The organism is Halocatena salina, from assembly GCF_023115355.1.
GTDB classification, from domain to species: Archaea; Halobacteriota; Halobacteria; order Halobacteriales; family Haloarculaceae; genus Halocatena; species Halocatena salina.
Genome location: NZ_CP096022.1, coordinates 188,039 through 211,224, shown reverse-complemented (window position 1 = coordinate 211,224; position 23,186 = coordinate 188,039). Strand labels below are relative to the sequence as shown.

Annotated in this window: 22 protein-coding genes; 8 read left to right on the top strand and 14 right to left on the bottom strand. The window is 55.5% G+C overall.

Going from position 1 to position 23,186, the window contains the following annotated elements:
- Window positions 1-656 precede the first annotated feature (656 nt).
- Complete coding sequence (locus MW046_RS18015) at window positions 657-1,025, bottom strand: WD40/YVTN/BNR-like repeat-containing protein (RefSeq protein ID WP_247995610.1); 369 nt, start codon at window positions 1,023-1,025, stop codon at window positions 657-659.
- A gap of 273 nt (window positions 1,026-1,298) precedes the next feature.
- On the opposite strand from MW046_RS18015, the gene MW046_RS18010 reads away from it, so the two are divergent.
- Window positions 1,299-2,330 carry a hypothetical protein gene (locus MW046_RS18010; protein ID WP_247995609.1) on the top strand — a complete coding sequence of 344 codons (1,032 nt, stop codon included), beginning with the start codon at window positions 1,299-1,301 and terminating at the stop codon, window positions 2,328-2,330.
- Window positions 2,258-2,815, top strand: coding sequence for a transposase (locus MW046_RS18005; protein ID WP_368411447.1), 558 nt, complete (start codon window positions 2,258-2,260; stop codon window positions 2,813-2,815). The genes MW046_RS18010 and MW046_RS18005 overlap by 73 nt, the downstream gene beginning before the upstream one ends.
- A 230-nt stretch (window positions 2,816-3,045) precedes the next feature.
- Here MW046_RS18005 and MW046_RS18000 read toward each other — a convergent pair whose 3' ends face one another.
- The 5 genes from MW046_RS18000 to dgoD all read right to left on the bottom strand — a co-directional run bounded on the left by MW046_RS18000 (window position 3,046) and on the right by dgoD (window position 9,316).
- Window positions 3,046-3,726 (bottom strand): helix-turn-helix domain-containing protein, encoded by a 681-nt coding sequence (locus tag MW046_RS18000; RefSeq protein WP_247995607.1) that lies wholly within the window; start codon window positions 3,724-3,726, stop codon window positions 3,046-3,048.
- An 887-nt stretch (window positions 3,727-4,613) separates the two neighbouring features.
- Window positions 4,614-5,498 (bottom strand): NAD-dependent epimerase/dehydratase family protein, encoded by an 885-nt coding sequence (locus MW046_RS17995; protein ID WP_247995606.1) that lies wholly within the window; start codon window positions 5,496-5,498, stop codon window positions 4,614-4,616.
- Between the two features lie 240 nt (window positions 5,499-5,738).
- Window positions 5,739-6,905 carry an AGE family epimerase/isomerase gene (locus MW046_RS17990; RefSeq protein ID WP_247995605.1) on the bottom strand — a complete coding sequence of 389 codons (1,167 nt, stop codon included), beginning with the start codon at window positions 6,903-6,905 and terminating at the stop codon, window positions 5,739-5,741.
- Between the two features lie 146 nt (window positions 6,906-7,051).
- Window positions 7,052-8,083 (bottom strand): NAD(P)-dependent alcohol dehydrogenase, encoded by a 1,032-nt coding sequence (locus MW046_RS17985; protein ID WP_247995604.1) that lies wholly within the window; start codon window positions 8,081-8,083, stop codon window positions 7,052-7,054.
- An 81-nt stretch (window positions 8,084-8,164) separates the two neighbouring features.
- A complete protein-coding gene (dgoD, locus tag MW046_RS17980) occupies window positions 8,165-9,316 on the bottom strand; it encodes a galactonate dehydratase (protein ID WP_247995603.1) in 1,152 nt (383 codons plus the stop codon).
- A 104-nt stretch (window positions 9,317-9,420) separates the two neighbouring features.
- On the opposite strand from dgoD, the gene MW046_RS17975 reads away from it, so the two are divergent.
- Window positions 9,421-10,194 carry an SDR family NAD(P)-dependent oxidoreductase gene (locus MW046_RS17975; RefSeq protein WP_247995602.1) on the top strand — a complete coding sequence of 258 codons (774 nt, stop codon included), beginning with the start codon at window positions 9,421-9,423 and terminating at the stop codon, window positions 10,192-10,194.
- Window positions 10,195-10,198: 4 nt separating this feature from the next.
- On the opposite strand, the gene MW046_RS17970 is transcribed toward MW046_RS17975, so the two are convergent.
- The 6 genes from MW046_RS17970 to MW046_RS17945 form a co-directional block, all read right to left on the bottom strand.
- On the bottom strand, window positions 10,199-11,659 hold the full coding sequence (locus MW046_RS17970; protein ID WP_247995601.1) for a rhamnulokinase: 1,461 nt from the start codon (window positions 11,657-11,659) through the stop codon (window positions 10,199-10,201).
- A 16-nt stretch (window positions 11,660-11,675) separates the two neighbouring features.
- Window positions 11,676-12,329: a class II aldolase/adducin family protein gene (locus MW046_RS17965; RefSeq protein WP_247995600.1), complete on the bottom strand. Its 654-nt coding sequence runs from the start codon at window positions 12,327-12,329 to the stop codon at window positions 11,676-11,678.
- Between the two features lie 66 nt (window positions 12,330-12,395).
- Window positions 12,396-13,568 carry an ABC transporter ATP-binding protein gene (locus MW046_RS17960; RefSeq protein WP_247995599.1) on the bottom strand — a complete coding sequence of 391 codons (1,173 nt, stop codon included), beginning with the start codon at window positions 13,566-13,568 and terminating at the stop codon, window positions 12,396-12,398.
- Between the two features lie 85 nt (window positions 13,569-13,653).
- Complete coding sequence (locus MW046_RS17955; protein WP_247995598.1) at window positions 13,654-14,529, bottom strand: carbohydrate ABC transporter permease; 876 nt, start codon at window positions 14,527-14,529, stop codon at window positions 13,654-13,656.
- Window positions 14,529-15,464: a carbohydrate ABC transporter permease gene (locus MW046_RS17950; RefSeq protein ID WP_247995597.1), complete on the bottom strand. Its 936-nt coding sequence runs from the start codon at window positions 15,462-15,464 to the stop codon at window positions 14,529-14,531. Before MW046_RS17950 ends, MW046_RS17955 begins: the two co-directional genes overlap by 1 nt.
- 27 nt (window positions 15,465-15,491) lie before the next feature.
- Window positions 15,492-16,886 (bottom strand): ABC transporter substrate-binding protein, encoded by a 1,395-nt coding sequence (locus MW046_RS17945; RefSeq protein WP_247995596.1) that lies wholly within the window; start codon window positions 16,884-16,886, stop codon window positions 15,492-15,494.
- 372 nt (window positions 16,887-17,258) lie between these two features.
- On the opposite strand from MW046_RS17945, the gene MW046_RS17940 reads away from it, so the two are divergent.
- A complete protein-coding gene (locus MW046_RS17940; protein WP_247995882.1) occupies window positions 17,259-18,293 on the top strand; it encodes an alcohol dehydrogenase catalytic domain-containing protein in 1,035 nt (344 codons plus the stop codon).
- Window positions 18,294-18,710: 417 nt separating this feature from the next.
- A complete protein-coding gene (locus tag MW046_RS17935; protein ID WP_247995595.1) occupies window positions 18,711-19,478 on the top strand; it encodes an IclR family transcriptional regulator in 768 nt (255 codons plus the stop codon).
- Between the two features lie 723 nt (window positions 19,479-20,201).
- Here the strand turns inward: MW046_RS17935 and MW046_RS17930 are convergent.
- The gene (locus tag MW046_RS17930) at window positions 20,202-20,441 is read right to left on the bottom strand and encodes a hypothetical protein (protein ID WP_247995594.1); all 240 of its coding nucleotides are present in this window, start codon (window positions 20,439-20,441) and stop codon (window positions 20,202-20,204) included.
- Window positions 20,442-20,825: 384 nt separating this feature from the next.
- Window positions 20,826-21,251 (bottom strand): CBS domain-containing protein, encoded by a 426-nt coding sequence (locus MW046_RS17925; RefSeq protein ID WP_247995593.1) that lies wholly within the window; start codon window positions 21,249-21,251, stop codon window positions 20,826-20,828.
- Window positions 21,252-21,347: 96 nt separating this feature from the next.
- On the opposite strand from MW046_RS17925, the gene MW046_RS19520 reads away from it, so the two are divergent.
- The 3 genes from MW046_RS19520 to MW046_RS17915 all read left to right on the top strand — a co-directional run bounded on the left by MW046_RS19520 (window position 21,348) and on the right by MW046_RS17915 (window position 23,171).
- The gene (locus MW046_RS19520; protein ID WP_282190251.1) at window positions 21,348-21,482 is read left to right on the top strand and encodes a hypothetical protein; all 135 of its coding nucleotides are present in this window, start codon (window positions 21,348-21,350) and stop codon (window positions 21,480-21,482) included.
- A 474-nt stretch (window positions 21,483-21,956) separates the two neighbouring features.
- The gene (locus MW046_RS17920; protein WP_247995592.1) at window positions 21,957-22,643 is read left to right on the top strand and encodes a DUF7504 family protein; all 687 of its coding nucleotides are present in this window, start codon (window positions 21,957-21,959) and stop codon (window positions 22,641-22,643) included.
- A 342-nt stretch (window positions 22,644-22,985) separates the two neighbouring features.
- Window positions 22,986-23,171: a DUF5786 family protein gene (locus MW046_RS17915; protein WP_247995591.1), complete on the top strand. Its 186-nt coding sequence runs from the start codon at window positions 22,986-22,988 to the stop codon at window positions 23,169-23,171.
- Window positions 23,172-23,186 lie beyond the last annotated feature (15 nt).

Genomic DNA, 23,186 nt, shown 5'->3' with positions numbered 1-23,186 from the left:
CTGTCCAGAGACCACCACACGGACCGCTACCGTGTCCACATATGGCGCGGAACGAATGAATCGTATATCGCCATATCAAACCATCTCGGTGCAGGCTCCCGTGCTTTCGGAGGGAATCGAATCCGGGTCGAAGTCGAACGCCGTTGCAAGTTCCGGATCGTTCTCAAGGCGAGTTGGGACAGTCGTGGAGAATGGTCTTCGACGCGGATCCAGAGTGTAGCAAGGAAGAGCGGTTCGAATGGGATAGAGTCGTGCCAGTCCGGGTAGGTGTCCGCGGTCTTGTAGTGGTGAGCTGTGAGGCTGCGTGCGAGGATCGGCCAAGTAATTTCTGGAGTGATGATTTCATCTGCTTGTCGCTTAATAGAGAAGCAAACCACACAATCTTGGACATCTGTTGCAAGTGGGTGTCTATGATGCAGTCTCAAGCGGCAATCAAGTGCTCAGCGGTGCTACTGTAGAGGTAACTCGTTTTCAGTTGCGGTGTGTAGCTATACAGCAGTGATGCTATAGCGGTAACTACACTAGAATATATCATCTACCGAACCATATGAGATTTCCGAACTGACCGTAAAGGGTGTCTGGATTCGGAACGTGACCGACGATCTCCCAAGCACCTGTTTGCTTTCTGAGTACCGTTCCCCGGTGGGTCACACCGATTAGGTCGTTCTCATCGACGGTCCAGCCCACGACGACCTCCTCTGGACAGGAGATTTGACGCATTCTAACGTGACCCCATCTCGACATTCGAAAAGCGCAGGATTGGCATCGGGCTCCTCCCATCGGTTTGGGGGAACACACGCGGCAGAGGCGTACAGAGTCCCATCGTGGAGACAAGCGGCACGGAAGTACCGCTGTTTCACATCCATATCCAGACGGGTCCACGTCCGGCCGCAGTCAGTCGTTCGATACAGACCGACACCTGTTGAGGCGAGATACTCGCTGGCATCGATCAACCGGAGTTCGTGGATGTCGTCGTGAACGCTATCCGTGCGTTCTGTCCAGGTCTCACCACCATCCTCGCTCACGTGAACGCCGCCCGGTTCAACCCCCGCGACGAGTCGCTGTGGCGTCGCTGGATGAATAAATACACAATTTTACTCGAGATCCTACTAGCAGTAGCTATGGTCAGTACGGTACAGATCTTTACACATCTAAAGAAATATTATATTACTAAGACTATATGTGTTAAGGATAGGTAGGGAATTACAATTCATTCTGTAGACACTCGAAAAAATATACTTGATGAAACACACGAACGGCTTGAAACGACTCCAACGCTTGTCAACCTTGTGCAACACATGAACGTTAACTCAGTGCTCCGAGCTGTAGACGAGGACCGGTTTGAGGCACTTACGTATGATGCTGCACCGACCGTTCGCGCCTTGTTCTGCCGTGAACTCGCTGGGCTTTCGTGGAACGGCCTCTACGAGTGGCTCTCCATCCACGAACGAGCGACTCGTCTTGGGTTTGATCCTTCGACGTTCGGCCCCTACAATACTGCCCCGACACGCCAAACGCTGACAACTGCATGGGATATCCATCTCTCAAATGACGCCAAGCGAACGCTCCTTTCAGTTAGCGAGCGCCTCCTTGATGTCGCCTACGGGAACGACGACGCTCTCGATCTGCGCCCACCACAGCACATCGACGAGACGAAGTCAGACCTACGGGACCGACACGTTGGCGAGTTCTCCGATGAGCAGATTCGAATGCACGTCCGACACGCTCGGGAGACGGTCTTCGGAACGTTCGACTCCGGGCGCGCGGCGAACGCGACGTATCCAGACAGCCGATTCAACGAACTCCAGGCACTGGTGGCGTTAGGTGGCTGTGGCACACCCCAAGGCCAATCACGAATGGAGACGTTTTTCGGCGAGGACTACACCCCCCACGGTGATACCCACCTCCGGACGGTCAAGCAATACTCCCAAGAGCAGATTCAAGCGGGGTTCGAGCAGTCGATCGAGAACCTACTCGATGCCGTAAACCACCTCCAGATCCTCCAACCGCCCGTCACCGTTGCCATCGACATCACGACCTGGCCCTACCACGCTGAGGGTGAGCTACCTAGTGAAGTCAGTGGGACCGATAACTTGGGGGAGTTGGCCTACAAGTTCGCCACATCGTCGCTGGCGGCAAAAGCACGCCAATCGTCCTCGCCGTCGAACCGGTCATCGAGAGCTCGGAATGGGATGACAATTCCCCCCACCAGTATCATCGCACGGTCCGACGGCTTGTCAGACGAGCACAGGAGTTCGTGTCGATCGATCTTGTCCTTGCTGATCGGAGCTTTGAATCATTGGAGGTCTACCAAACCCTCGATAATCTAGGTGTCACCTATCTCCTTCCCAAGGTCGAACGGGAGCCCGAAACAACGTATATCGAACAGATGGATCATGAGGGACAAGACACGGCTGTCGAACAGGCAACAGTCAGAGCCAGACATGGAAGCCATGACTGTCGAGTGCTGTTCGTTCCAGGACGAACTGGCGACACACAGCCGTTCATCACGAACGAACGGATTAACGACCCCGACCAAGCACAATGGTGGGTAAAGCGCTACGCCGCCCGCTGGTGGATCGAAGCCGAGTATCGCTCAATCAAACAGGAGTTCCTCGCGAGAACATCCTCCAACGATCACACGCTGCGCTTGTACTACTTCGTATTCGCCATTCTGATGTACAACGTCTGGCGGCTCACGGATGTCCTCCTGAAAGTCACCGTCTCCCGGGAACTGACGACCGCTCCACCAGTCCTTACTGCGGGGGAGCTCGCTGATTGGGTGGCGATTCATCTCCAACTCGGGCCTGGCTAAACAGCCTGGCTTCTCTCGGTTGAAGCATTGCGAGGAGCGACATCTCTCTGTAATCCCATACCATATCAACTATCAGCATAATATACGGCTTGTATACCAACTCTGATCCTAAAGCGTACAGCTGCGAGTAATAATTTCGGAAGAGTACAACAGAATCAAAGCTGGGGGCGAACTATTTGCGTTTATACTCCGAAGTTAGGTTAGATGTCAACTTTAGAGCGTGGAATATATCATATCTCCACAGACGTTCCGGAGAGATTCTCAACGAACTCTTTGACGATTTGTTCCTCGGCGCGATGGAGAAGACCACTCGCAGCTCCTTTGGTGACATTTAGTGACTCCGCTAGCTCGGTGAGGGTACAGTGCCGGGGTGTGTCGTAGTACCCCCACTTGACTGCTTCGAGGATGAACTGTTGTTGACGCGCCGTGAGTAGGTCATCCACGTTGGGTGAATGTTTGAGCGCATCCATGTTTGGTGGTTGTTTAATCAAACGGATATCACATAGAGCGTCAGTTTGCTCTAACGCTTCTTCAAACCGTGAGAGACGGTCATACGCCATAAACCCTTCAATCAACAACTGTCCGTTGCGAATCTCTACCGGGAAGACTGGCGTCGCTCCGGCCTCAAGAGCCGCAAAGTAAACCGTTGGCTCCTCCCGCGTCGTGTATTGAATCAGACCGATGTCCGCGTCGGCGTATAACACCTCCGCCGAGACGATCGCTTCACGCGATGTAAGAAACCGAACCACTGACTGTAATTCATCGTCCGGTGGTCGGATTTCTAAGATACCCCGTGCCCGGTCGTCGAGATCACACAAGGCTAAGATGTGTACTGAAGCCGTGGAGCTATCGACAGGGAGTTCGGTGAGGTATTCTACAGGCGGTGTAACTGCCATTCGGATGGCGGGCATGCCACTGACTAGGCAGCAGATTGTATCAATCATTCGGTATAGCCTGAACATGTTTAGACGTGATTTAATGAAACTGTATTTCCCATCACAGTATGGTTACAGAGGCCAATATGAACCAACGACCCACCACTGAAGCCAGTTCTCAGACGGTTACTGTTACCGATATGACTGGCCTGATCGGCAGTCTCCTCGTTCGTACGCTACTTGCACACACTCTTTTCAGCAAGGAACTGAAGTTCCCATGACGATAGACTTGACTAAGATGAAAAGCGTGTCTAGACATAGTAAAAAACCACCGTGGCACTTGTGGTTTGTGGCTGTATTTTTTATTCTGCTGTATGCGGCTGGGGCATATGATTATCTCATGATACTCGAGCTCAACGAAGCGTACTTCAGCGCTGAAAACTATGGGGCTACCCAAATCGCCTATTTCACCGATTACCCGTTGCTGCCACGGATATTCTGGACGATAGGTATTGCAAGCGGCTTGGTTGCACCAATCTTGCTTCTATTGCGGACCCGTTGGGCAGTTTGGCTCGCACTTATTTCTGCTGCTTCCCAAGCTTGTTTGACCTTTATCACGTTTGGATTTATGAACCGCTGGGACATGTTTGGACCACAGATGTCTATCTTTGATATGTCAATTATAGTGATGACATTTGGACTCTATCTATATTGCCGGCGAATGGCAACACGCAGCGTGTTACGATAGCCTCCCTACCGATTCTTATTACCTGAACTCGTCTAAACATACTAGCCATACATAGGCCGTTGTGGAGATCGCATCGTACCTGATTCCACCTCTTTCGCAGTGAGGTTCTTGAGCGCATAGCGCTACATCAGGACCCGAATCGACGCCCGGGCCTGCATCACGACCGTCACAGAGACTACAGGTCCCGCCACGACCACTGTGGCTTCCATCCAAGCAGCTTCTCGGCCTTCGAGAGGTCGACGATCGTCTCATAGCCCGACGGCATTTCCTGTACGTCAGCTTCCGGGTAGAACTCCGATATGAGGTCGGGAGTCGACGCGTCGGCCGTGGTGTCGCCCGCGACCGCCCAGAACGGCTCGTGACCATTGAAATCGGCCTCGACAGCTTTTCGAGCGATGGACGCCGCATCCTCTATCGCAAGGTACGAGAATAGTACTTCCCGTCCGGTGGCCGGATGGACGTCGTGGAGCGCCTCAAGCGAACGGTCCGGCTCGAAAACGTATTCGCGCATCTCCGCATCGGTCATCACCCATGGGTACCGTAGGGAAGCTATCGTCAGGTCGGTCGAGGGACGACGGCCAAACCCGTCCGCAGTCACCTCTACAGCGTGTTTGGCCATACCGTACGGATCGTCAGGTGTTCGTGGGTGGGTCTCGTCGAGCGGAATGGAGCGTACGTCTGCCGGGCGCTCTTGGTGCTCACTGCCAATCGCGTTGATACTGGAGGCCAGACAGACTGACTCCAACCCAAGTGCGTCTGCCGCTTCGAGGACGTGCGCACCAGACATCACGTTACTCTCGTAGACCCGGAAATCGGGATTGCTGTACGGGTCAGGGATCGTCCCCATGTGGATAACCGCGTCGGCCTCTGTCTTCGCGAGGGCGCCGTACGTCTCGCCAGCGTCCAGCAGGTCCGTCGTCACGTACGTATCCGAAATCTCCTCGTGTTGTTTCCCCCGCGAGATGTTTACCGTTTCGTAACCGTGCTCGTCAACGTGTTCGAGGATCGCAGAGCCGATCTTACCGTTTCCGCCTGTCACAGCTATCGTTTCGAGTGTCATGGGTGTCTATGTCGTGTGGATGATAGCGAGGACAGTGTACCAGTCATCCCTTGTTGTATCCAATCGCGAAGAGTCGATTCATATCGGTGGTGCTGGCTAGGGCATCCTCGCAGTCCGATTCGCCGACCATGCGCGGGGCGTTGTCTGGCCGGGTTCATTTCGTTTGTAACAGTGCGTCCGCTCTTGGGAGGCTGTTCTGATTTCTGAGTCGTTTCTACGTCCCATCTGAATCCTGATTCGTCACGCACGCCGATGTACCTCCCTTGTCGACCGATGCTCTTCATAGTACGCGCTCACGGGATGGTAGTCCGGTTCAACGCCCGGCGCGTCCGGTGCGACTGGTATGCCGCCATTCTCGGGTGAGAGCCGCTTCTCGTACCAGACACCAGCAGGACCCCGGTATGTAGGAACTTCTTCGAGGAATCGCTGTTCCCAGTTGCGAAACCTGTCGCGTTCGTCCGCGACCCCACAGGCATCAGCGCGTTCCTTGAGCGTCGCCGCAGCACCCAGTGCCTCTGCAAGTGCCCACCCATAACGGTCCGGAACGATCGTCTTACCATCCCTGTTGATAGTGTATACGAACCCGTCTTCGGCCCAGCCCATTTCGACAGCAGCGTCGAACAGTTCCACTGCTCGAGCGTACTGCCAGTCTCCGTCTACTGTGTCGTCGCTGTAGCGGTCGAGCAGGCCGAGAAGCTTCGCCCATTCCGCGTGATGTCCGGGTTGATAACCGGGAGGTTGAAACTGGTGGCGCGGCTCATCTGCGTTGTACTCGAAGTCGTGATCCCATTCTGCGGAGTAGTGTTCCCACAGGAGCCCATCGGTCTCTTCTGCAAGATCGACAGTAATCGTCTTGGCAATGTGGCGTGCGCGGTCAAGGAACCGATCCTCACCGGTCGCCTCGTATGCAGCGATGTACGCCTCACAAGCATGCATGTTAGCGTTTTGTCCACGGTAGGCCTCTAATTCGGACCAGTCGGGATCACAGTCACTTCGAAGCAATCCTTCGTTATCCCGTAATCGTTCCTCGATCACCTGGTGTGTCCGCCGAAGATCCGACGTGGCCCCATCGATTCCGATGGTTGCTGCTCGGGAGTACGCAAGTAGGACGAAGGCGTGTCCGTACGCCGAACGTGTCCGATCGATCGGCTTCCCGTCGCTATCAACAAGGAGATGGTAGCCGCCGTCAGGAGAGCGATGGGCCTCTCGAAGGAAGTGGATACCGTGTTTAACCGCGTCACGACACCAATCGGGTCCATCGATAGCGGTACCGAGTGCGAAGTTCGAGACTGCTCGACAGGCGGCAATGAGGTGTCGACGGTCGTTAGAATATTGCTCCCCGGTCATTGGATGGATGAGCTGGAAGCCACGTTTGGCAAGAACGTCTGGGTATTGTACTCGGAGCATAGCCAGTAGCCTCCCACGGTACTGACTAATGCGATCGTTCTCCATACTTGTAAGGTGCGATTTCCTGAGTAAAACGTGCCTGATGGTGGCAAAATTCATCCGAACATCGTACGATCCGGAACGCGGAATCGGCATCGATCACTGGGTCACTTACCGATAGTGATCATCCCTTTGACGACGTCGGGATCGATTGCCCGTTGGAAGGCATCGTCGATCGCATCGAGAGGTAACTGAAAGTCGACAATTCCTTCGACATCGACGGCACCGTCGGTCAGGAGATCGATCGCAACGTCGTAGGTGTTCTTGTAGCGGAATGAGCCGTGCACGTCAATCTCGTTGTCGATGAGCTCTAGCACGTCGATAGGTACGGTCGCTTCGCTGGCAAGTCCGACGAGAACCACCGTTCCACCACGCCGAACCACGTCTAGGGTCGACCGAATAGACGGTGGGGCCCCAGAGGCCTCGATCACTACGTCGGCTCCCAAGCCGTCCGTATACTCGTTGATAGCTGCTTCTAGATCGGTTTCAGTAACGTTCACCGCCAGATCAACGCCACGTTCACGAGCGAACCCGAGTTTCCCTGGAACGACATCGGTGACGATCACGTTCGTCGCCCCCGCTGCACGAGCGGCCTCAACGATCATCAGCCCGATCGGACCTCCGCCGGTGACCAGGACGGTATCGCCGGCTCCGACGTCACCACGCCGACAGGCGTGAATGCCGACTGAAAGCGGTTCACACAGTGCACCTTCGATACTGGAGACGGTCTCGGGAAGTTCGTAGGCGAAGTCGGCGGGCCAAGTAACGTATTCGACGAAGGAACCGTCATGTGGCGGCGTCGCCATGAACACCACGTCTTCACAGAGGTGATAGTCACCCCGCTTGCAGTGTGGACAGCGTCGACATGGAACGCCCGGTTCCAGTGTGACTCGGTTACCGGGTGTGATCCCAGTAACGTTCTCGCCGGTTTCGACGACCTCGCCGGCACTCTCGTGACCGAGGACGAGGGGTTCGTCAACGACGTAATCCCCGATACGACCGTGTTCATAGTAATGGATATCCGAGCCACAGATTCCAACGTCACGAATTGCTACGAGTACATCGTCTGGCCCGGGCTCGGGACGTTCACGGTCCTGCAGTTGGAATTCAGTGGGTTCGACTAGCACGGCGGTTCGCATACGTACAGCCACGGTGATCGGCTACTAAAATATGCGGGTCGTCGCTGCCGAACACCGATCTGACAGCGTCGGAGCGGTAAATCACCACTCGGCAACGCTGCCGTCCTCGTGGTGCCAGACTGGGTTGTGCCAATTGACCTCTGTTTGGGCCAGTTCGCGGACGTGGCTCTCATCGATCTGGATACCGAGCCCGGGGCCGGTCGGCCGTTCGACGTAGCCGTCGTCGAACGTGAACGTCTCGGGATCCTCAAGCAGTGCCAACTGCTGGCTCGAATCAGGGTTATGTAGGCCGAGGTCTTGCTCTTGCATGACGACGTTCTGCGAACAGAATCCGACCTGTACGCTAGCGGCAAAGGCGATCGGTCCGAGGGGACAGTGTGGGATAACGGCCACGTCGAATGATTCGGCCATTGAAGCGATCTTTCGAAGTTCGCTGATGCCGCCGACGTGAGTAACATCGGGCTGGATAACGGAGACAGCGTCGTCGACGAACAGCTGCTTGTACTCGTATCGGGAGGAGAACCGCTCACCAGTGGCGATGGGGGTAGTCGTCCAGTCGTTGATGGTGTCGAACCCATCAGCGTGTTCGGGGAGAAGGGGCTGGTCGATGAACATCAGATCATACGGTTCGAACCGTCGCACGAGCTCACTGGCCATCGGTTTCGAAACGCGGCCATGAAAGTCGATGCCGAGAAACGCCTCGTTGCCGATAGCGTCCCGAACTGCAGCTACCCGTTCGACAGCACGATCGACAGCAGCGGCCGTCTCTATTGGCCGGAACTCTTGAACGCAGTTGAGTTTGAAGGCGCGGTACCCTCGCTCATAGTCCTTTCGAGCGGATTCGGCGATAGCGTCCGGTACCCCGCTTGCAAGCCACTGATAGACGAGCATTCGGTCGCGGACGTGACCGCCCAGCAGTTCGTAGACCGGTGCGTCGTACCATCGTCCTTTGATATCCCAGAGAGCGTGATCGATTCCCGCCAGTGCGCTCATCAGTATCGGTCCCCCCCGGAAGTAGCCGCTCTGGTAGAGCTTTCGCCAGTGGTACTCCGTTCGAAGTGGGTCCGTTCCCAGAAGATACCCCTCAATCAGTTCGGAGACTGCCGTTCGAACCGTTTCGAGTCGTCCCTGAACGATCGGCTCTCCCCACCCACCGATTCCCTCATCGGTCTCTAGCTTGAGTAGCAACCACCGCGGAGGCACAGCGAACAGTTCGTAGTTTGTGATTTGCATGCCCGTGACAATGGACAGCACACACTTGAATAGACAGGATCCGAGAGGAGGGAGATGAAGTCACATACATTTAACTTCGAAGGACTCGCCCATGGAACCGTACTATGAGCGTACTGGAGCGTTTTTCCCTCGAAGGAGAGACAGCCATCGTAACCGGTGGGGCACAAGGTCTTGGAAAGGAAATGGCGACAGGCCTCGCCGAGATGGGGGCCGACGTAGCCATCGCCGATATGAACGCGTCGAAAGCGTCGGAAACGGCGGACGCCCTCGATGGCGAAGCCGAAGCGATCGCCGTCGAAGTCGACGTGACTGACGAACCATCGGTCGAGGCGATGGTCGAACACGTGACCGACCGATTGGGACCGGTCGACGTGCTCGTTAATAACGCTGGTATCGTCGAGAACTCGCCGGCCGAGGAGACGTCACTCGACTCTTGGCAGCGAGTCCTTGCAGTTAATCTCGACGGTGTCTTTCTCTGTGCTAAACATGTGGGTAAACAGATGTTAGAACGAAGAGGGGGACGTATCATCAACGTCTCGTCGATGTCCGGTTTCGACGTCAACGTCCCACAGAAACAGGCTAGTTACAACACGACGAAAGCCGGCGTCTCGATGCTCACGAGTTCGCTAGCCGTCGAGTGGGCCGACCGCGGCGTCCGGGTCAATGCTATCGCGCCGGGCTACATGCGGACGGAACTCGTCGATGAAGTGCTTGAGGAGAATCCCGAAATGGAAAAGAGTTGGCTCCAGAACACGCCGATCGGCCGGCTTGGTAGACCGGACGAACTGCGGGAACTAGTCGTCTATCTCGCCTCGGAGGCGTCCTCCTATATGACTGGCTCAACGGTCGTGATGGACGGCGGATACACGTCCCGGTAGCCGGTCAGTTCACTGAGAGCTCTCGCATCCGTTCTTTCATACAGTCCCAATCGCCAGTACCGGTGGGTTCGTAGGTCGTCATCTGAAACGACGCTTCGAGTGATCGACGACCGGCTTCGAGATTGGGGAAGGTGTCGACCGCGACGGCCTGGGTCAGGAGGTTGCCGATGGCGCTCGCCTCCACTGGACCGGTCATCACTGGTCGGTCGATGGCGTCGGCTAGGAGCTGGCAGAACAGATCGTTGCGGGCGCCACCACCCCCGAGGACGACTCGGTTCGGCGTCTCGCCGACGGCTGTGGCCAGTCGATCCAGTACCAGTGCTGTTTTGGTCACGAGACTATCCAGTAGACAGCGGACGACGCCTCCTTGAACGGTCGGGACCCGTTGATCCGTCCGTCGACAGTACGCTCTGATCTGATCCGGCATCGATCCTTCGATCGAGAAGGCCGTGGCGTCCGGATCGATGAGCGCCTTCCGCGGTGGTGCTTGCTGGGCTGCCGACAGAAGCTGGTCGTACGCCGTCGGTTCGTCGGCCTCGCGCCACGCCGTTCGGCACTCCTCCAGCAGAAAGAACCCGTTGACGTTCTTCAGCAGCCGAACGGTACCGTTCGGCCCGAGTTCGTTCGATAACGAATGCTCGAACGCGACGTCCGTCCGAACCGGCTCGTTGCGTTCGAGACCGATGATGAACCACGAGCCCGTATTAAGAAACGCCGCGTCGTCGGACAGCGGGAGTCCGGCGACGGCCGCTGCGGTGTCGTGGCTCGCCGGTGTGAGAAGCTCTGGTGGTGCCTCTGGATCCGGCGCGAATCGCTCGTCGACTGCTCCCAACGACTCGCCGGGTTCAGCCAGCGACGAGAGCAGGTCGGTTGGCAGTGAGAGCTCTGCCAGTAGATCCGTCGCCCAATCACGATCGTCCGGATCGACCATCTGTGTCGTCGAGGCGATCGTCACTTCGCCGACCGGCCGACCGCCTAACAGCACGGAGAGTAGCTGTGGCATCATGAGCAGCCTATCAGCGCGTTCCAGGAGATCGGGTGTTCGCTGGGCGATGGTATGGAGCTGCCACAACGTGTTGGGTGTGTTCCAGTGGGTGATGCCGCTGGCCTCGAACAGTCGTCGCTTCCCGACGGTCTCAAGCAGTTCCTTACGGGTTGCCGTCGACTGGGGATCTCGATACGAGATCGGATCGCGCAAGGGCTCCCCATCAGCCAGGAGTCCAAAATCCAATCCCCACGTGTCGATCCCTACTGTATCGATGCCGTCAGTATGGTCTGTGGCGGCTTCGATACCGACCCCAATGTGGTCGACGATTTCGTCGAGGTCCCAGACGTACCGTCCGTCGCGCTCGACAGGGCGGTTATCGAATCGGTAGACCTCCTTGACAGTGAACGACGAGGCGGTGATCTTCCCGAGAAACACGGTTCCGCTGCTGGCTCCAAGATCGATGGCGACATGGTTCATTGATCAGTCACGGGACTTACTGCCCATAGCTGTCGAGTTTGCTGCTCAGCCGGTCGACCTCTTCGTCTGGAAGGATCTCCGGCTCGCCGATCGCACGCGCTTGGTAGTGGATGCGGGCACAGTACTCTACCATCAGCGCGACGGTGTAGGCATCCTTGAGTGAGTCGTCGGCAGTCAAGACTCCATGGTTGCGAAGCAGCGTCGCGTTGAACGACTCCCCAAGGGCGTCGACGGCCGCCTCACCTAGCTCTTCAGTCGCGTGGGTGCGGTACTCCGCCACGGGTACTTCGGATCCAGTGAACGAAATGAGGTAATGTGAGGCCGGTATCGCCTCGCCGAGCGACGCGAACGTCGTCGCGTACGGCGAGTGAGTGTGGACCACGCTGCCGACGTCGTCTCGCTTCTGGTAGATAGCCAAATGCATCGGAAGCTCCGTCGACGGGTCGTGATCCCCGTTGATGACAGTCCCGTCCGTTCGCACGACCAGTACATCCTCTGGAGCGACCTCTGCGTATGGGATTCCCGACGGGCTGATTGCAACGTGATCTTCGTCAAGACGGACACTCAAGTTGCCTCCCGTACCGGTCGTGAGATCGTCTTCCAAGAGATTACGACCATACTCTGCGATGGCTCGTCTCGTCTCGTAGTGTTCAATGTCGTTTTCTGCCATTGGTGGATTTCGGTGTTGATGTGGATTCGTCGTATAAGTTGTGAACTGATCTACAGAGTCAGGTACTCACTCCGTGGTCGTACTGGCAGTCTGGAACCGCTGTTCCATCGTCTCCTCCGTTTCCGAATCGAGCGATCGGTGGTGGATCGTCTCGCCAGTAGCAGCATCGAACAAGTGCACGTCATCGTCCGGTATCTCTACGTAGAGAGACGTTCCCTCGTTTATGGGCCGCTGTCCGTCCGTCTCAGCGATGAACATCGTATCGCGGTCCTGTGACTTGGCTTGTAGGTAGACATAAGAGATACTCCCCATGGGTTCGACCACGTCGACGATCGCCTCAAATTCGTGGGCCGACGACGCGTCGTCGTGGAGAACGATATCCTCGGGTCGAGCCCCGAGGAGGAGGTCGTTCCGGTCACCGACCGAAATCTGCATCTCCTCAGTGAGATCGTAGTCGAAACCGTCCACACGGAGCGTTCCACCCTCGACGTGTCCTTCGAAGAAATTCATCGACGGTGAGCCGAGGAAACCGGCGACGAACCGGTTCGATGGCCGGTAGAAACACTCCAATGGCGTCCCGACCTGTTGAAGTTCGCCGTGGTTGAGAACGACCAACCGGTCGCCCATCGTCATCGCCTCGGTCTGGTCATGTGTGACATACAGCGTCGTTACGCTAAGGTCGTTCTGGAGCCGATTGATTTCGGTGCGCATCTCCGTCCGGAGTTTTGCGTCGAGGTTGCTGAGTGGCTCGTCCATGAGGAAGACATTGGGATCACGGACGATCGCCCGGCCTAGGGCGACTCGCTGTTGCTGGCCGCCGGACATCTCCCCGGGCGTGCTGTGTAGTAACTTCTCGATGCCCATCGTCTCTGCCGTTTCGTGGACGCGCTTTTCTATCTCTGTTTCTAACATGTCCGTCGACATCTTGAGGCCAAAGGCCATATTCTCCTCAACAGTCATATTGGGGTACAGCGCGTAGTTCTGGAACACCATCGCGATATTCCGCGCACGCGGACCGAGTTCGTTGACGATCGTATCGCCGATTACGACGTCGCCTTCGGTCTGATCTTCCAGTCCAGCGACTGTCCGCAGGAGCGTTGACTTTCCGCTCCCTGAAGGACCGACGAAGACGACGAATTCGCCGTCGTCGATGTACAGCGAAATGTCGTCGACAGCAACGATACCGTCTTCACCGTCGCCGAACCGTTTGGTCACGTCGTCGATGTCGATTCGTGCCATTATACGGTCTTCGTGGTGCAGCTGATTGGCCCCGCTACACGGGCGTGATTCGGTAGCGATACGATCGATCGTGGGTGTCGATTTCTCATTCTTTGATCACCACGCCGAAGCTGAGTCCGGCGGCGAGATACTTGTTGACTGCAATGATTAACAACAGAACGGGAAGAATGGTCGCGGTCGTGGCCGCCGCGAGCATACCCCATTCGATCTGGCGCACGCCGATGAACTGGTAAACCTGCATCGTCACCGTCACGGCAGTGTCGTTCGTCAGTACGAGCGAGAACAGCAGCTCGATCCAGGCGAAAATGAAGCTGATGATGGCCACTGAGAAGATTCCGGGCTTGGCTGCCGGCAGGATGATCTTCCAGAACGCCTGAAACTGCGTCGCACCGTCGACGTGTGCTGCTTCTTCTAGGGTCTCAGGGATGCCGTCGAAAAAGGCCTTCATCACCCATACGACCAGCGAGAGGTTTATCGTGACGTACATGAAGATCATCCCGATTCGGGTGTCGAAGAGGTTGAGCCTCCGGAAAATGACGAAAAACGGGAAAACGACGGCGACCGGGGGGAGCATCCGTGAAGAGAGGATCCACACGAGTACATCCCGCTGTTTCGGCACCTTCCATCGCGAGAGGACGTACGCAGCGGGCACGCCGATGATCAAGACGAGTATCACCGAGGCGCTCACCATGAAGACGCTGTTGGCAAACGCCATGATGAAACTCGACTGCTGGAACAGCTGGATGTAGTTGTACACCGTCGGCAGAAAGATCCAGTCGGGCGGCAGCGTGATCGCCTCGCTCGGCGGTTTGAGTGACATTGAGACGATCCAGTACAGGGGAAAGAGGACCACGAATGACCAAATCAGCAACACGGCGTGACGTCCGACCGAGACAAGACGCTCGCGGCCGGTTTTCGAGAGCCTGCGTTCGGGCTTCCGTGGCGCATCGACGCTGGCCATCAGTCCCACACCCCCTCGAACCCGATCTTGATGATGAGGACGTTACACAGTGCAACGATACCGACGAGGTACACGACGGCGACTGCGGCTGCCCCACCCAAGTCAACGAACGTGAACCCTGTCTGGAAGATATTGATGCTTACCAGTTCCGTTGCCGTACCGGGACCGCCGTGCGTGAGGGTGAAAACCAGACCGAACGTACGGAACAGGTCGATCAATCGGATGAGGATGGCAACGAACAACACCGGCTTCATGTATGGAATGATGACGTGAAGGTAGCGTCGCCACAACGGTGCACCGTCGACACGAGACGCTTCCAGTAGCGTCTCGGGCACCGATGACATGCCGGCGTAGAAGATAATGAACATGAACGGCGTCCAGTTCCACGTATCGACGAGGATAATCGTCAATAGCGGAACGTCACTGAGAAAACTTGGCGCCGTAAACGGCGTGAAATCCCCGATCAAGTAGGGAATGACGCCGATCTCGGTGTTCAGCATGATCCGAGTTATCGTCGCGAGCGACACGGGTGCGACCGCCATAGGAAGGATGAAGGCAATCCGGTAGAATGTCCTCATCCAACTGGATCTGACACCGGTTACGAGTGCCGCAAGCACGAACCCGATACTGGTTTCCAGGGCCAGCGCGCCAGCGACGAATAGTATCGTGAGGGTGAACGAGTTGACCGCACCGCCGCTGGTGAAAGCCGTCTCGAAGTTGGTTAGTCCGTTGAACTGCCCGATCGTCGCTGGATTGGCGAGATTGTATTTGACCAAACTGAGATACAGGTCATACGCCCCCGGGAAGATGGTGATCAGCAACATCACTATCACCATCGGCGTCATGAACCAGTACGGGAGGTAGTCATTCCACAGCTCCCGAAATCTGGACAGTCCCGATCCGTTCGGGGGCGTCGTCTGTGTCGGTGTGCTCATGATGTTGTGTTCTGACCGCGATGCGCGTTACTCACTAGTGATCCCCTCGGCCACTGTCGCGGCGCTGGTCATCGCCTCTTTTACATCCTGATTGCCGCCGATGGCCGTCTGGAGCTCCTCGGAGTACGTCTGTCCCCACTGGGGATAGTAGCTGTCGAACGGATCCGGCGCAGCCGCCTGGAGAGATTCGAGCGTAACCTGCGCAAAGTTCTCGCCGACCCGGGACCGAAACTCCTCGTTTTCCCAGACTGACTGGCGCACCGAGAACGCAGCACTGCTGTTGAGGTGGATCCAGGTGTTGGTCGGTTCCGAGGATGCCCACAGCATGAACAGGAACGCTCCTTCGGGGTTGCTGGCGTTCTCCGAGATAGAGATCTGCCACGCGTAAGCGTTAGGTGCGAACTCGCCATCAACCGGTGCCGGGACCTTCGCAACGCCGATGTCCTCGGCCACATCTGATGTCTCCTGATCGACCAAGTTGGGCCAAAACAGGTTCGCGTCGGAGACGATGTGACCAGCACGACCCGACTGCATCGTCGAAAGCACGTCCGACCACGTCTGGCTGGCCACTCCTCCCGGACCGTAATCCTGCAGGAGGTTGACGTACCACTCGGCTGCGGAGAGAGCACCCTCGGAGTCCAGTCCCGAGTTATCGGGGTAGTCATCCCACAACTGGGCGCCGTGCTCGCGAATGAACGTGTTGAGGACGTAGATGTTCATCCCATAGCCCTGCTGACCGCGGCCGGTGGTACCGATCACGTCGGGGGCTTTCTCGTGAAGTGTCCGGGCGTTGGAGCGGAATTCCTCGAACGTTTCGGCGACCTCCAGTCCGTGTTCCTCGTAGAGATCCGTCCGATAGAACTGCGTCTGAACCTCGACGGTGATTGGACTACCGGTCCACGTGTCGCTATAGCCGCCTCCGTGGGCCTGCCATCGCGTGGCCTCGAAGAGGTCGTCCATCGCGTACCAGTCCTCGTCGTACATGCTGTCGTCGGCGAAGTACGGATCGAGCGGCTGGATCCACCCGGCCTCGCGAAACTGGTTGACGACCTGATCGACGAAGAACACGTCCCACTCACCGGCACCGGTTCCGACGTCGGTGAGTCGTTTGGTCCGGTACTCCTGTTCAGGCAGGACGTTCCAGTTGACTTCGACGCCGGTCAGCTCCTCGAAGACGGGAACCACAGGCTCGATAGCGCTCACCCAGGGATGCTGGACTGCTCCGATGTTGATACTCGAACCTTCGAACTGCTGCCAGTCGATATCGGCGTTCTCGTATTCGTTGAGCGAGAGGGACGGGTTGCCCGATTCGGCCCCCCCACTGTCGTCCGAGCTGCCCCCTCGCGTACAGCCAGCAAGCCCGCCGAGCAGTCCAACGCTCGTTGTTTTGATAAAGTCACGCCTGTTCCGTTGGATGGTCATATTTGTTGACCTCGTCCCCTATCAAACAAACCATCAATAATAAATCTAGTCATTGGTCATTTATAGTATATGATGTGGGAATTGAAGCGCTCGAAAAAGCACGTTTTATCGTCTCTTCGAGGTAGTTCGCTCATGAATCGACGATGAGGGTGGCAAACCTTTAATAGAGAGTTCGAGAACAGTAACTCAGAGGAAGTAACACAGGGGCGACGGTCGTCCTCCACATACGTCCTCGTGTCGACACCGGCCATGGATGACCGACCAACGGTGTCGACCGTGACGAAGTCCACAAACTATGAGAACGAGACACTGCACACAGTACCCGAGTCGGATCACGTCCAGAGCCAACTCTCGTATAGAGGGCCGCTAACGATGCGCGCAACGACACTGACGGATGTCGGATCAGTCGAAGTACAAGAACGTGACCGACCGACCCCAAACGATGACGAGTTGCTAGTCCAAGTTGGCGCTTGCGGCGTCTGTATGACCGACTACCACATGTATCATGGTTCGTTCGCCGCGGAGACGCCGCTAGTGTTGGGTCATGAGAGTGCCGGAACCGTTGCCGAGGTCGGTACGGACGTTACGAGTTACGAATCGGGAGATCGGGTCGCGATCAACCCCACCATCCCCTGTAACGCTTGTACGTACTGCAAACGCGGCGAGACGCATCTCTGTGAGCACAACACGAGCATCGGCGGGGCCGCCGACAACATCATCCACGGTGCGTTCGCTGAGTACGTCCGGGTTCCTCAGACGAATGTCGAAACGATCGGTGAGATGTCGTTTGAGCGGGCTGCGATAGCCGAACCACTGGCTTGCTGTCTTCACGGTGTTGAGCAAGTCGATTATAAGCCGGGGGACAGTGTCGCCATCATCGGTGCTGGCCCGATCGGACTGCTCCTACTCCGAGTGTTCCGCAACGTCGGTGCCGCTCCGGTCGTCGTCTCGGAACTCGACGAGGAACGTCGGAACCTCGCAGCAGACTTCGGTGCAGACGCCGTCGTCAATCCCCAAGCCAGCGACGATCCGAGCGCAGCCATCCAAGTGGCTGCGGGCGGACCGGTCGACGTTGGCGTTGAGGCGATCGGGCTCGCTCCGACTATCGAACAGGCCAACGCGGTAACCGGAAAAGGCGGCTCGACGCTCATCTTCGGCGTCCCAGATCAAGAGGCGACGATAGATGTTCGTCCTCATGACATCTTCTTCGGTGAAGTTGGGTATCGTGGTTCGTACTCGCTGACGACCGAGGACTTTGAACGAGCCGTCACGCTGCTGGAACATAGACGGATTGGGGCAGAGTCGCTTGTAACCGACCGGATCGGTCTTGAGGACTTACCGACGGCGTTCGAGCGCATGGAGAACGCTGATGGATTGAAACACGTCGTCGTCCCCGATTCGGAGTGAGTTAGGTCACTTATCGGGTACCCCCCTCCGACTGTGTATTTATCGCTGGCGTTCGACGGTGAGAATGTGCCCGTCCGTACTGGCGAACGCATTCGGGATCGGAATGCCCGGTATGCATAGATCGGTCAGTATCGTCGTCTTCTTCGAAGTGGCATTCGAGGACTAGGACATTGACAACGGATTCCTAACGCTATCACGATGTGTACCAGTGCTTTTCTTGCCCGAATACAGTCTTGATGGATCCCAATACGTTCTTCAGAGAAGAACAATATTATTACGAACGGGAGATATATGGCATTTATTCTTGTATGAAAGCTCATTTTATTGATCCAAACGTTACGAAGCGGTTGGCACGAGGAATCTGTTCTGCTGTGATGAACAAAATTTATGCCTACTAATATCATAGTCGAGTTCAGAATGAGTGATATGCCACAGTACGTGGTCGAGGCAACGGGAACGTCGCTCGCGATACTGGAGGCGCTCACCGAGGCGTCCGATCCGATGGGTGTCACAGCCCTATCCAAGCACGCCGGCGTTGCCAAAAGCGTTGTTCACAATCACCTTTCGACGCTCCGTGCGCACGGGTACGTGGTTAAGCGTGGAAGACAGTACGAAGCGTCGCTACGACTTTTATCGCGTGGAAAACAAGTGCGACGGTCGCTATCCATCTACCAGAACGGGAAAAAAGCGATCGATAACCTAGCGGCGGCGACCGATGAGACTACAGCACTGTTCATCAGAGAGGAGAATTACGCTGTACCGGTGTACGTCACCGAAGGTAACACAGACTGGATGCCGCCGTTCCAAGCTGGTGATCGACTCCCACTCCACGCCACTGCTTCAGGGAAGTGCCTTATGGCGTCCTTATCGAACGATGAACTCGAGACAATATTGGAAAATGCCGACCGTGAAACGTTTACAGATACAACCATCACCGGCCTCACGAAACTCTCAGCGGAACTCCGCCGGGTGCGTGACGAGGGTATTGGGTTCTGCAGAGAAGAATATTATGAACGGATTGTCAGTGTTGCAGCCCCGATCCCATCGACAGACGGCTCTCGAACCGCTGCGCTCAGTGTCTCTGGTCCGACTGACCAGCTCAATGGACGATATCTTGAGGAAGACATTACTGGACAGGTGTTGAGTACGACAAAGTCTATTCAGGCTGCGCTCACTGGAAACTGATGCTGGCTTCCGGTGGGATTACAGTTGTACTTCTGTAAGCCCAATCGTGGGTTCTCACGATCCGGACACCGACGACAGGAGATCTGGGGGGAGTAGTGTATTAGCCAAGAAAGATCACGTATGTACAGTTTATACAGTGCTACCGAGGTTTCCCATGGATATGTTTGGAAATTAACGCTGATGGAATTCTTCTCCCTCAGAGCAATTAGAGGTTGTAACCGGATCAAGATAATATCTTATAACAGTATTATCCCAATATCAATCATATTTTTATTCTGTATGGTAATCTGGGAGTTTCCCACTAAATGATTTTGTTTCACATTAGATGGTATGGAAATACGATGGCTTCCTCCAGGGCTATGGTACGACCGGAAGGCGACGGTACTAGGGGAAGCAAGACCAGAGAAACAGACGTTCCAAGAGTACGCTTCCTATCTTGTGATTGCGTTCTGCCTGAAGATGCTGCTGCGCTCAACGATGTCTACTAGCATATTACTAAAATCTGTCTAGAAAGAAAAACACACTCAAAAATATATTATAATATATATTATATTTCACTATTTTATTATATAATTTAGTGTATTAATCGGCTTAGATATCACTCACATCACTTACTTCGGGAGATCTAAACTGATCAAGTCTACCTGAGATGCAACCACGGCCTCAGTTTCCACTGATCAGCTCTCGGTCACTGTATTCGTACAGACAACAGTATTTTGGCTACTATCCAGTAAGCACACCTCGGCCGTAGGCGTGAACGACAGCGCACAAAAACGTGAGGCCGCCACTGATGGCGGCCAGTCCACTGCGGTAGAACCCCCATATTCCAAGGGAACTCATGAGCCAACCACCGACGATAGGTGCGAGGCGACACCCCGACCGCCAGATCAAATCACGGGTGGCGGCACTGGCAGCAACACTACTTAACTCATCGCTACTGTCCTCGTCGGTGTACAGTACCATACTCGCCGGTTCACGGACGGCGGCAGAGAAGCGGGACAAACGCGGTTGCGACGTATCCGGCATAGGGAATGGTGTCGGGGATCCGAGCACCATTCCGACGATCCTGATGACGAAATATCCACTAATAGCGAGACGTTTGTCATATCCCAATGCCGGCGTTAGTACGGCCGGTCCATCCTGGGCAGGACTGGAAACCGTCGAAGTTCTCGAAGTCTCCGACGAACCCAACCTCGGTGTGACGTTCCACCCTGAGGCGATGCGGGAGTATCCGGGCGAGCCCGAGGACTGTCGTAGTTTCGTTAGAGCAATCAGAACTACCAGCGAGCTAAAGTCGAACGTCATCAGCAGAAGAGCGACTCACCCGATGTATTCTTACTCTCGAAATTAAGGACTATACTCGGGGGACTGGACTTCGATCGTCTCTGCAACGTTATCAAGCTGTTCGCCGACCGTCGCAATGAGATCGTCCAGCGTCACGATTCCTGATAATTTTCCATTATCGTCGACGATGAGAATCCGTCTAACGTTATACTCATCGATCGCCCGAGAGACCTCCATCGCTTCTTCGCCTTCGTGAAGTGTCACTGGGTCTTCCGTCATGACCGATCGCACTGCTTCGGTTCCGATATTGTCGTCTTCATTGACGGCCAACGCTATGTCCCGGTCCGTAACGATGCCAACTGGTTCGTCGTTTTCCGTGACGACGATCGCTCCCACGTTCTCTGAGTCGAGTTTATTGACGACATCACTTATCTGTGCATCCGGATTGATCGTTACAACGGCCTCTGGTCCGAGATGACCAACGGGCATGACATACCATGATACCCGGCGGATAGGGGTAAAGATTCAGCTTTCATACCAACACATTATATAAAAATATAGTAATATTTAATATGGTTTTTATAGATGGACATCACGAGTCGTTCACCCGTTCTCACGATTCTCACTCAGAAGACGCCCACGTTCGTCGATTTCTCCATTGACGATCCGCGTCGGAGGAGTTTGCGTTCACAGGCCGCCGAAGCGACGCCAAGCAGTTAACACTTCGGCTTTCGGTGAGATCGATGAGTGCTTTTCTGGATACGCTGGTCGCACCGGCCTGTCAACTACTGTGAGCGAAAGATATTTACCATCCACACAATAATTCTGTAATGTATTTGGATACTGTCCCGTCCGTTTTTCGTTCCCGGATCGCCACGACAGCAGAACTGATTCGCGATAACAGTCACTACATCGAACGGTGGCTGTCGGCGATACCGACTAGGTATTCCTGATGGGACTCCATACACGATACCAATGACGTATGAAACGACAATCCCCTACTCCGACTGTGGAACGGACCTTATCGAACGCTCCATTCATACACGAACGTTGGCAGTGACGGCCGAATGGACCGGTCGAGTGACTCTCGCCGAGTATCCCACGTGTGGAGCTCGGTACTGTACAGAAACGGCACTCTCACGGAGCTCAGATCGGTCGGATACCACACGCCGACAACAAGGAAAATAAGCACGAATGACCGGACACTCAGAATCATCTCTGGATCCCGAGACAGTGCAGATCGAAGCGTTTCCGAAGGAACTTCCACCGAAATCGACGGTCTTGATCGTTGGGTCTGATGAGCCAGCAGTGTGTACGATCGGGCTCCAGGCTCTTGCCCAGTATGGCCACGCTGAGGATAGAGGACTCGTTGTTACCACGACGAGGAGTGCTGCTACTACCCTCGATACGTATACGACAGTCCATCCCGACTCTGATCGGCCATCGCTTGCGTTCGTCGATACGGCTTCCGAACACCAGTATGTGAGTGCTCCGTACCGGGATACACCGGTCGTCTTCGTCCCGTCGCCGACCGATATCGAACGGGTTGTCATGGCTCTTTCGGAACTAACGGAGCATCTTCCCTCGTTAGAGGGTCGTCACCTCCTCATCCGGTCACTCACCCCGTTGCTTATGGCGACCTCGACAGCACGTGTGTGTACGATCCTTGATCGAATTACTGAACTCCCAACCGGCACTGGTCGGTGTTTCCTCGGCGTCGATTACACGGCCCACGATGAGACCACGATAACGACACTGATCGAGCGAGTCGATGGTGTGCTCTGGATACTGGGACCGGTAGACGGACAGTTCGACTGTGAATACTGGCCAGCAAACAGCCACTGTCGACAGGCTCTGACAGAGCTTGATGGAAACGGTTGAGTTCGATCTCGACTCCATTTTCCGCCTGAGTGATCGAAACGTAGGGGATCATCCTGAGCATGTTGAGATCGAACATCAGTGGTTGAGGCAGAAGACACGATGTTTATCGTGGCTCTGCTTCGGTGTTCTCCGAATACCGGTAACTACAGACTCTGTCGCTGATCATACCGTAGTTAGCCACGGTTCGCTATGATTATCTCGTCAGGGAAAGTGACGCGAGCAGCTGCGTTCGACGGAATCAGAACAAACACCCTCTAACACAAACAATATTGAACATGGATGGTCTGATTCGGCTTACTACGAATCGGGTGCTTTTAGTTCGTCTCACTCACAGCGTTAGACATGGGATTTGGAAGCTACGATGAATCCGAGCAGCAAAACCAAGAACTGAACACTGACGACGACACCGAGGGCGTCAACGTTCACGAGAACGATCACGAGGGTGAACTCACATTCGAATCCCAGGCATCGACCGACGATCTCGTCGATCAACTCAAAACGATCAAATCGACTGCGAACGACGATTAAAACGAATAAATAATA

What these genes read in the sequence shown, in the direction of transcription:
- MW046_RS17915 (WP_247995591.1), top strand. Translation starts at nt 22,986, where the DNA reads ATGGGATTTGGAAGCTACGATGAATCCGAGCAGCAAAACCAAGAACTG.
- MW046_RS17930 (WP_247995594.1), bottom strand. Translation starts at nt 20,441, where the DNA reads ATGGTACTGTACACCGACGAGGACAGTAGCGATGAGTTAAGTAGTGTT.
- MW046_RS18000 (WP_247995607.1), bottom strand. Translation starts at nt 3,726, where the DNA reads ATGCCCGCCATCCGAATGGCAGTTACACCGCCTGTAGAATACCTCACC.
- MW046_RS18010 (WP_247995609.1), top strand. Translation starts at nt 1,299, where the DNA reads ATGAACGTTAACTCAGTGCTCCGAGCTGTAGACGAGGACCGGTTTGAG.
- MW046_RS17940 (WP_247995882.1), top strand. Translation starts at nt 17,259, where the DNA reads ATGCGCGCAACGACACTGACGGATGTCGGATCAGTCGAAGTACAAGAA.
- MW046_RS17935 (WP_247995595.1), top strand. Translation starts at nt 18,711, where the DNA reads ATGAGTGATATGCCACAGTACGTGGTCGAGGCAACGGGAACGTCGCTC.
- dgoD (WP_247995603.1), bottom strand. Translation starts at nt 9,316, where the DNA reads ATGCAAATCACAAACTACGAACTGTTCGCTGTGCCTCCGCGGTGGTTG.
- MW046_RS17985 (WP_247995604.1), bottom strand. Translation starts at nt 8,083, where the DNA reads ATGCGAACCGCCGTGCTAGTCGAACCCACTGAATTCCAACTGCAGGAC.
- MW046_RS17975 (WP_247995602.1), top strand. Translation starts at nt 9,421, where the DNA reads ATGAGCGTACTGGAGCGTTTTTCCCTCGAAGGAGAGACAGCCATCGTA.
- MW046_RS17950 (WP_247995597.1), bottom strand. Translation starts at nt 15,464, where the DNA reads ATGAGCACACCGACACAGACGACGCCCCCGAACGGATCGGGACTGTCC.
- MW046_RS17995 (WP_247995606.1), bottom strand. Translation starts at nt 5,498, where the DNA reads ATGACACTCGAAACGATAGCTGTGACAGGCGGAAACGGTAAGATCGGC.
- MW046_RS17990 (WP_247995605.1), bottom strand. Translation starts at nt 6,905, where the DNA reads ATGCTCCGAGTACAATACCCAGACGTTCTTGCCAAACGTGGCTTCCAG.
- MW046_RS17955 (WP_247995598.1), bottom strand. Translation starts at nt 14,529, where the DNA reads ATGGCCAGCGTCGATGCGCCACGGAAGCCCGAACGCAGGCTCTCGAAA.
- MW046_RS17920 (WP_247995592.1), top strand. Translation starts at nt 21,957, where the DNA reads ATGACCGGACACTCAGAATCATCTCTGGATCCCGAGACAGTGCAGATC.
- MW046_RS17960 (WP_247995599.1), bottom strand. Translation starts at nt 13,568, where the DNA reads ATGGCACGAATCGACATCGACGACGTGACCAAACGGTTCGGCGACGGT.
- MW046_RS17945 (WP_247995596.1), bottom strand. Translation starts at nt 16,886, where the DNA reads ATGACCATCCAACGGAACAGGCGTGACTTTATCAAAACAACGAGCGTT.
- MW046_RS17965 (WP_247995600.1), bottom strand. Translation starts at nt 12,329, where the DNA reads ATGGCAGAAAACGACATTGAACACTACGAGACGAGACGAGCCATCGCA.
- MW046_RS17970 (WP_247995601.1), bottom strand. Translation starts at nt 11,659, where the DNA reads ATGAACCATGTCGCCATCGATCTTGGAGCCAGCAGCGGAACCGTGTTT.
- MW046_RS19520 (WP_282190251.1), top strand. Translation starts at nt 21,348, where the DNA reads ATGGACATCACGAGTCGTTCACCCGTTCTCACGATTCTCACTCAGAAG.
- MW046_RS17925 (WP_247995593.1), bottom strand. Translation starts at nt 21,251, where the DNA reads ATGCCCGTTGGTCATCTCGGACCAGAGGCCGTTGTAACGATCAATCCG.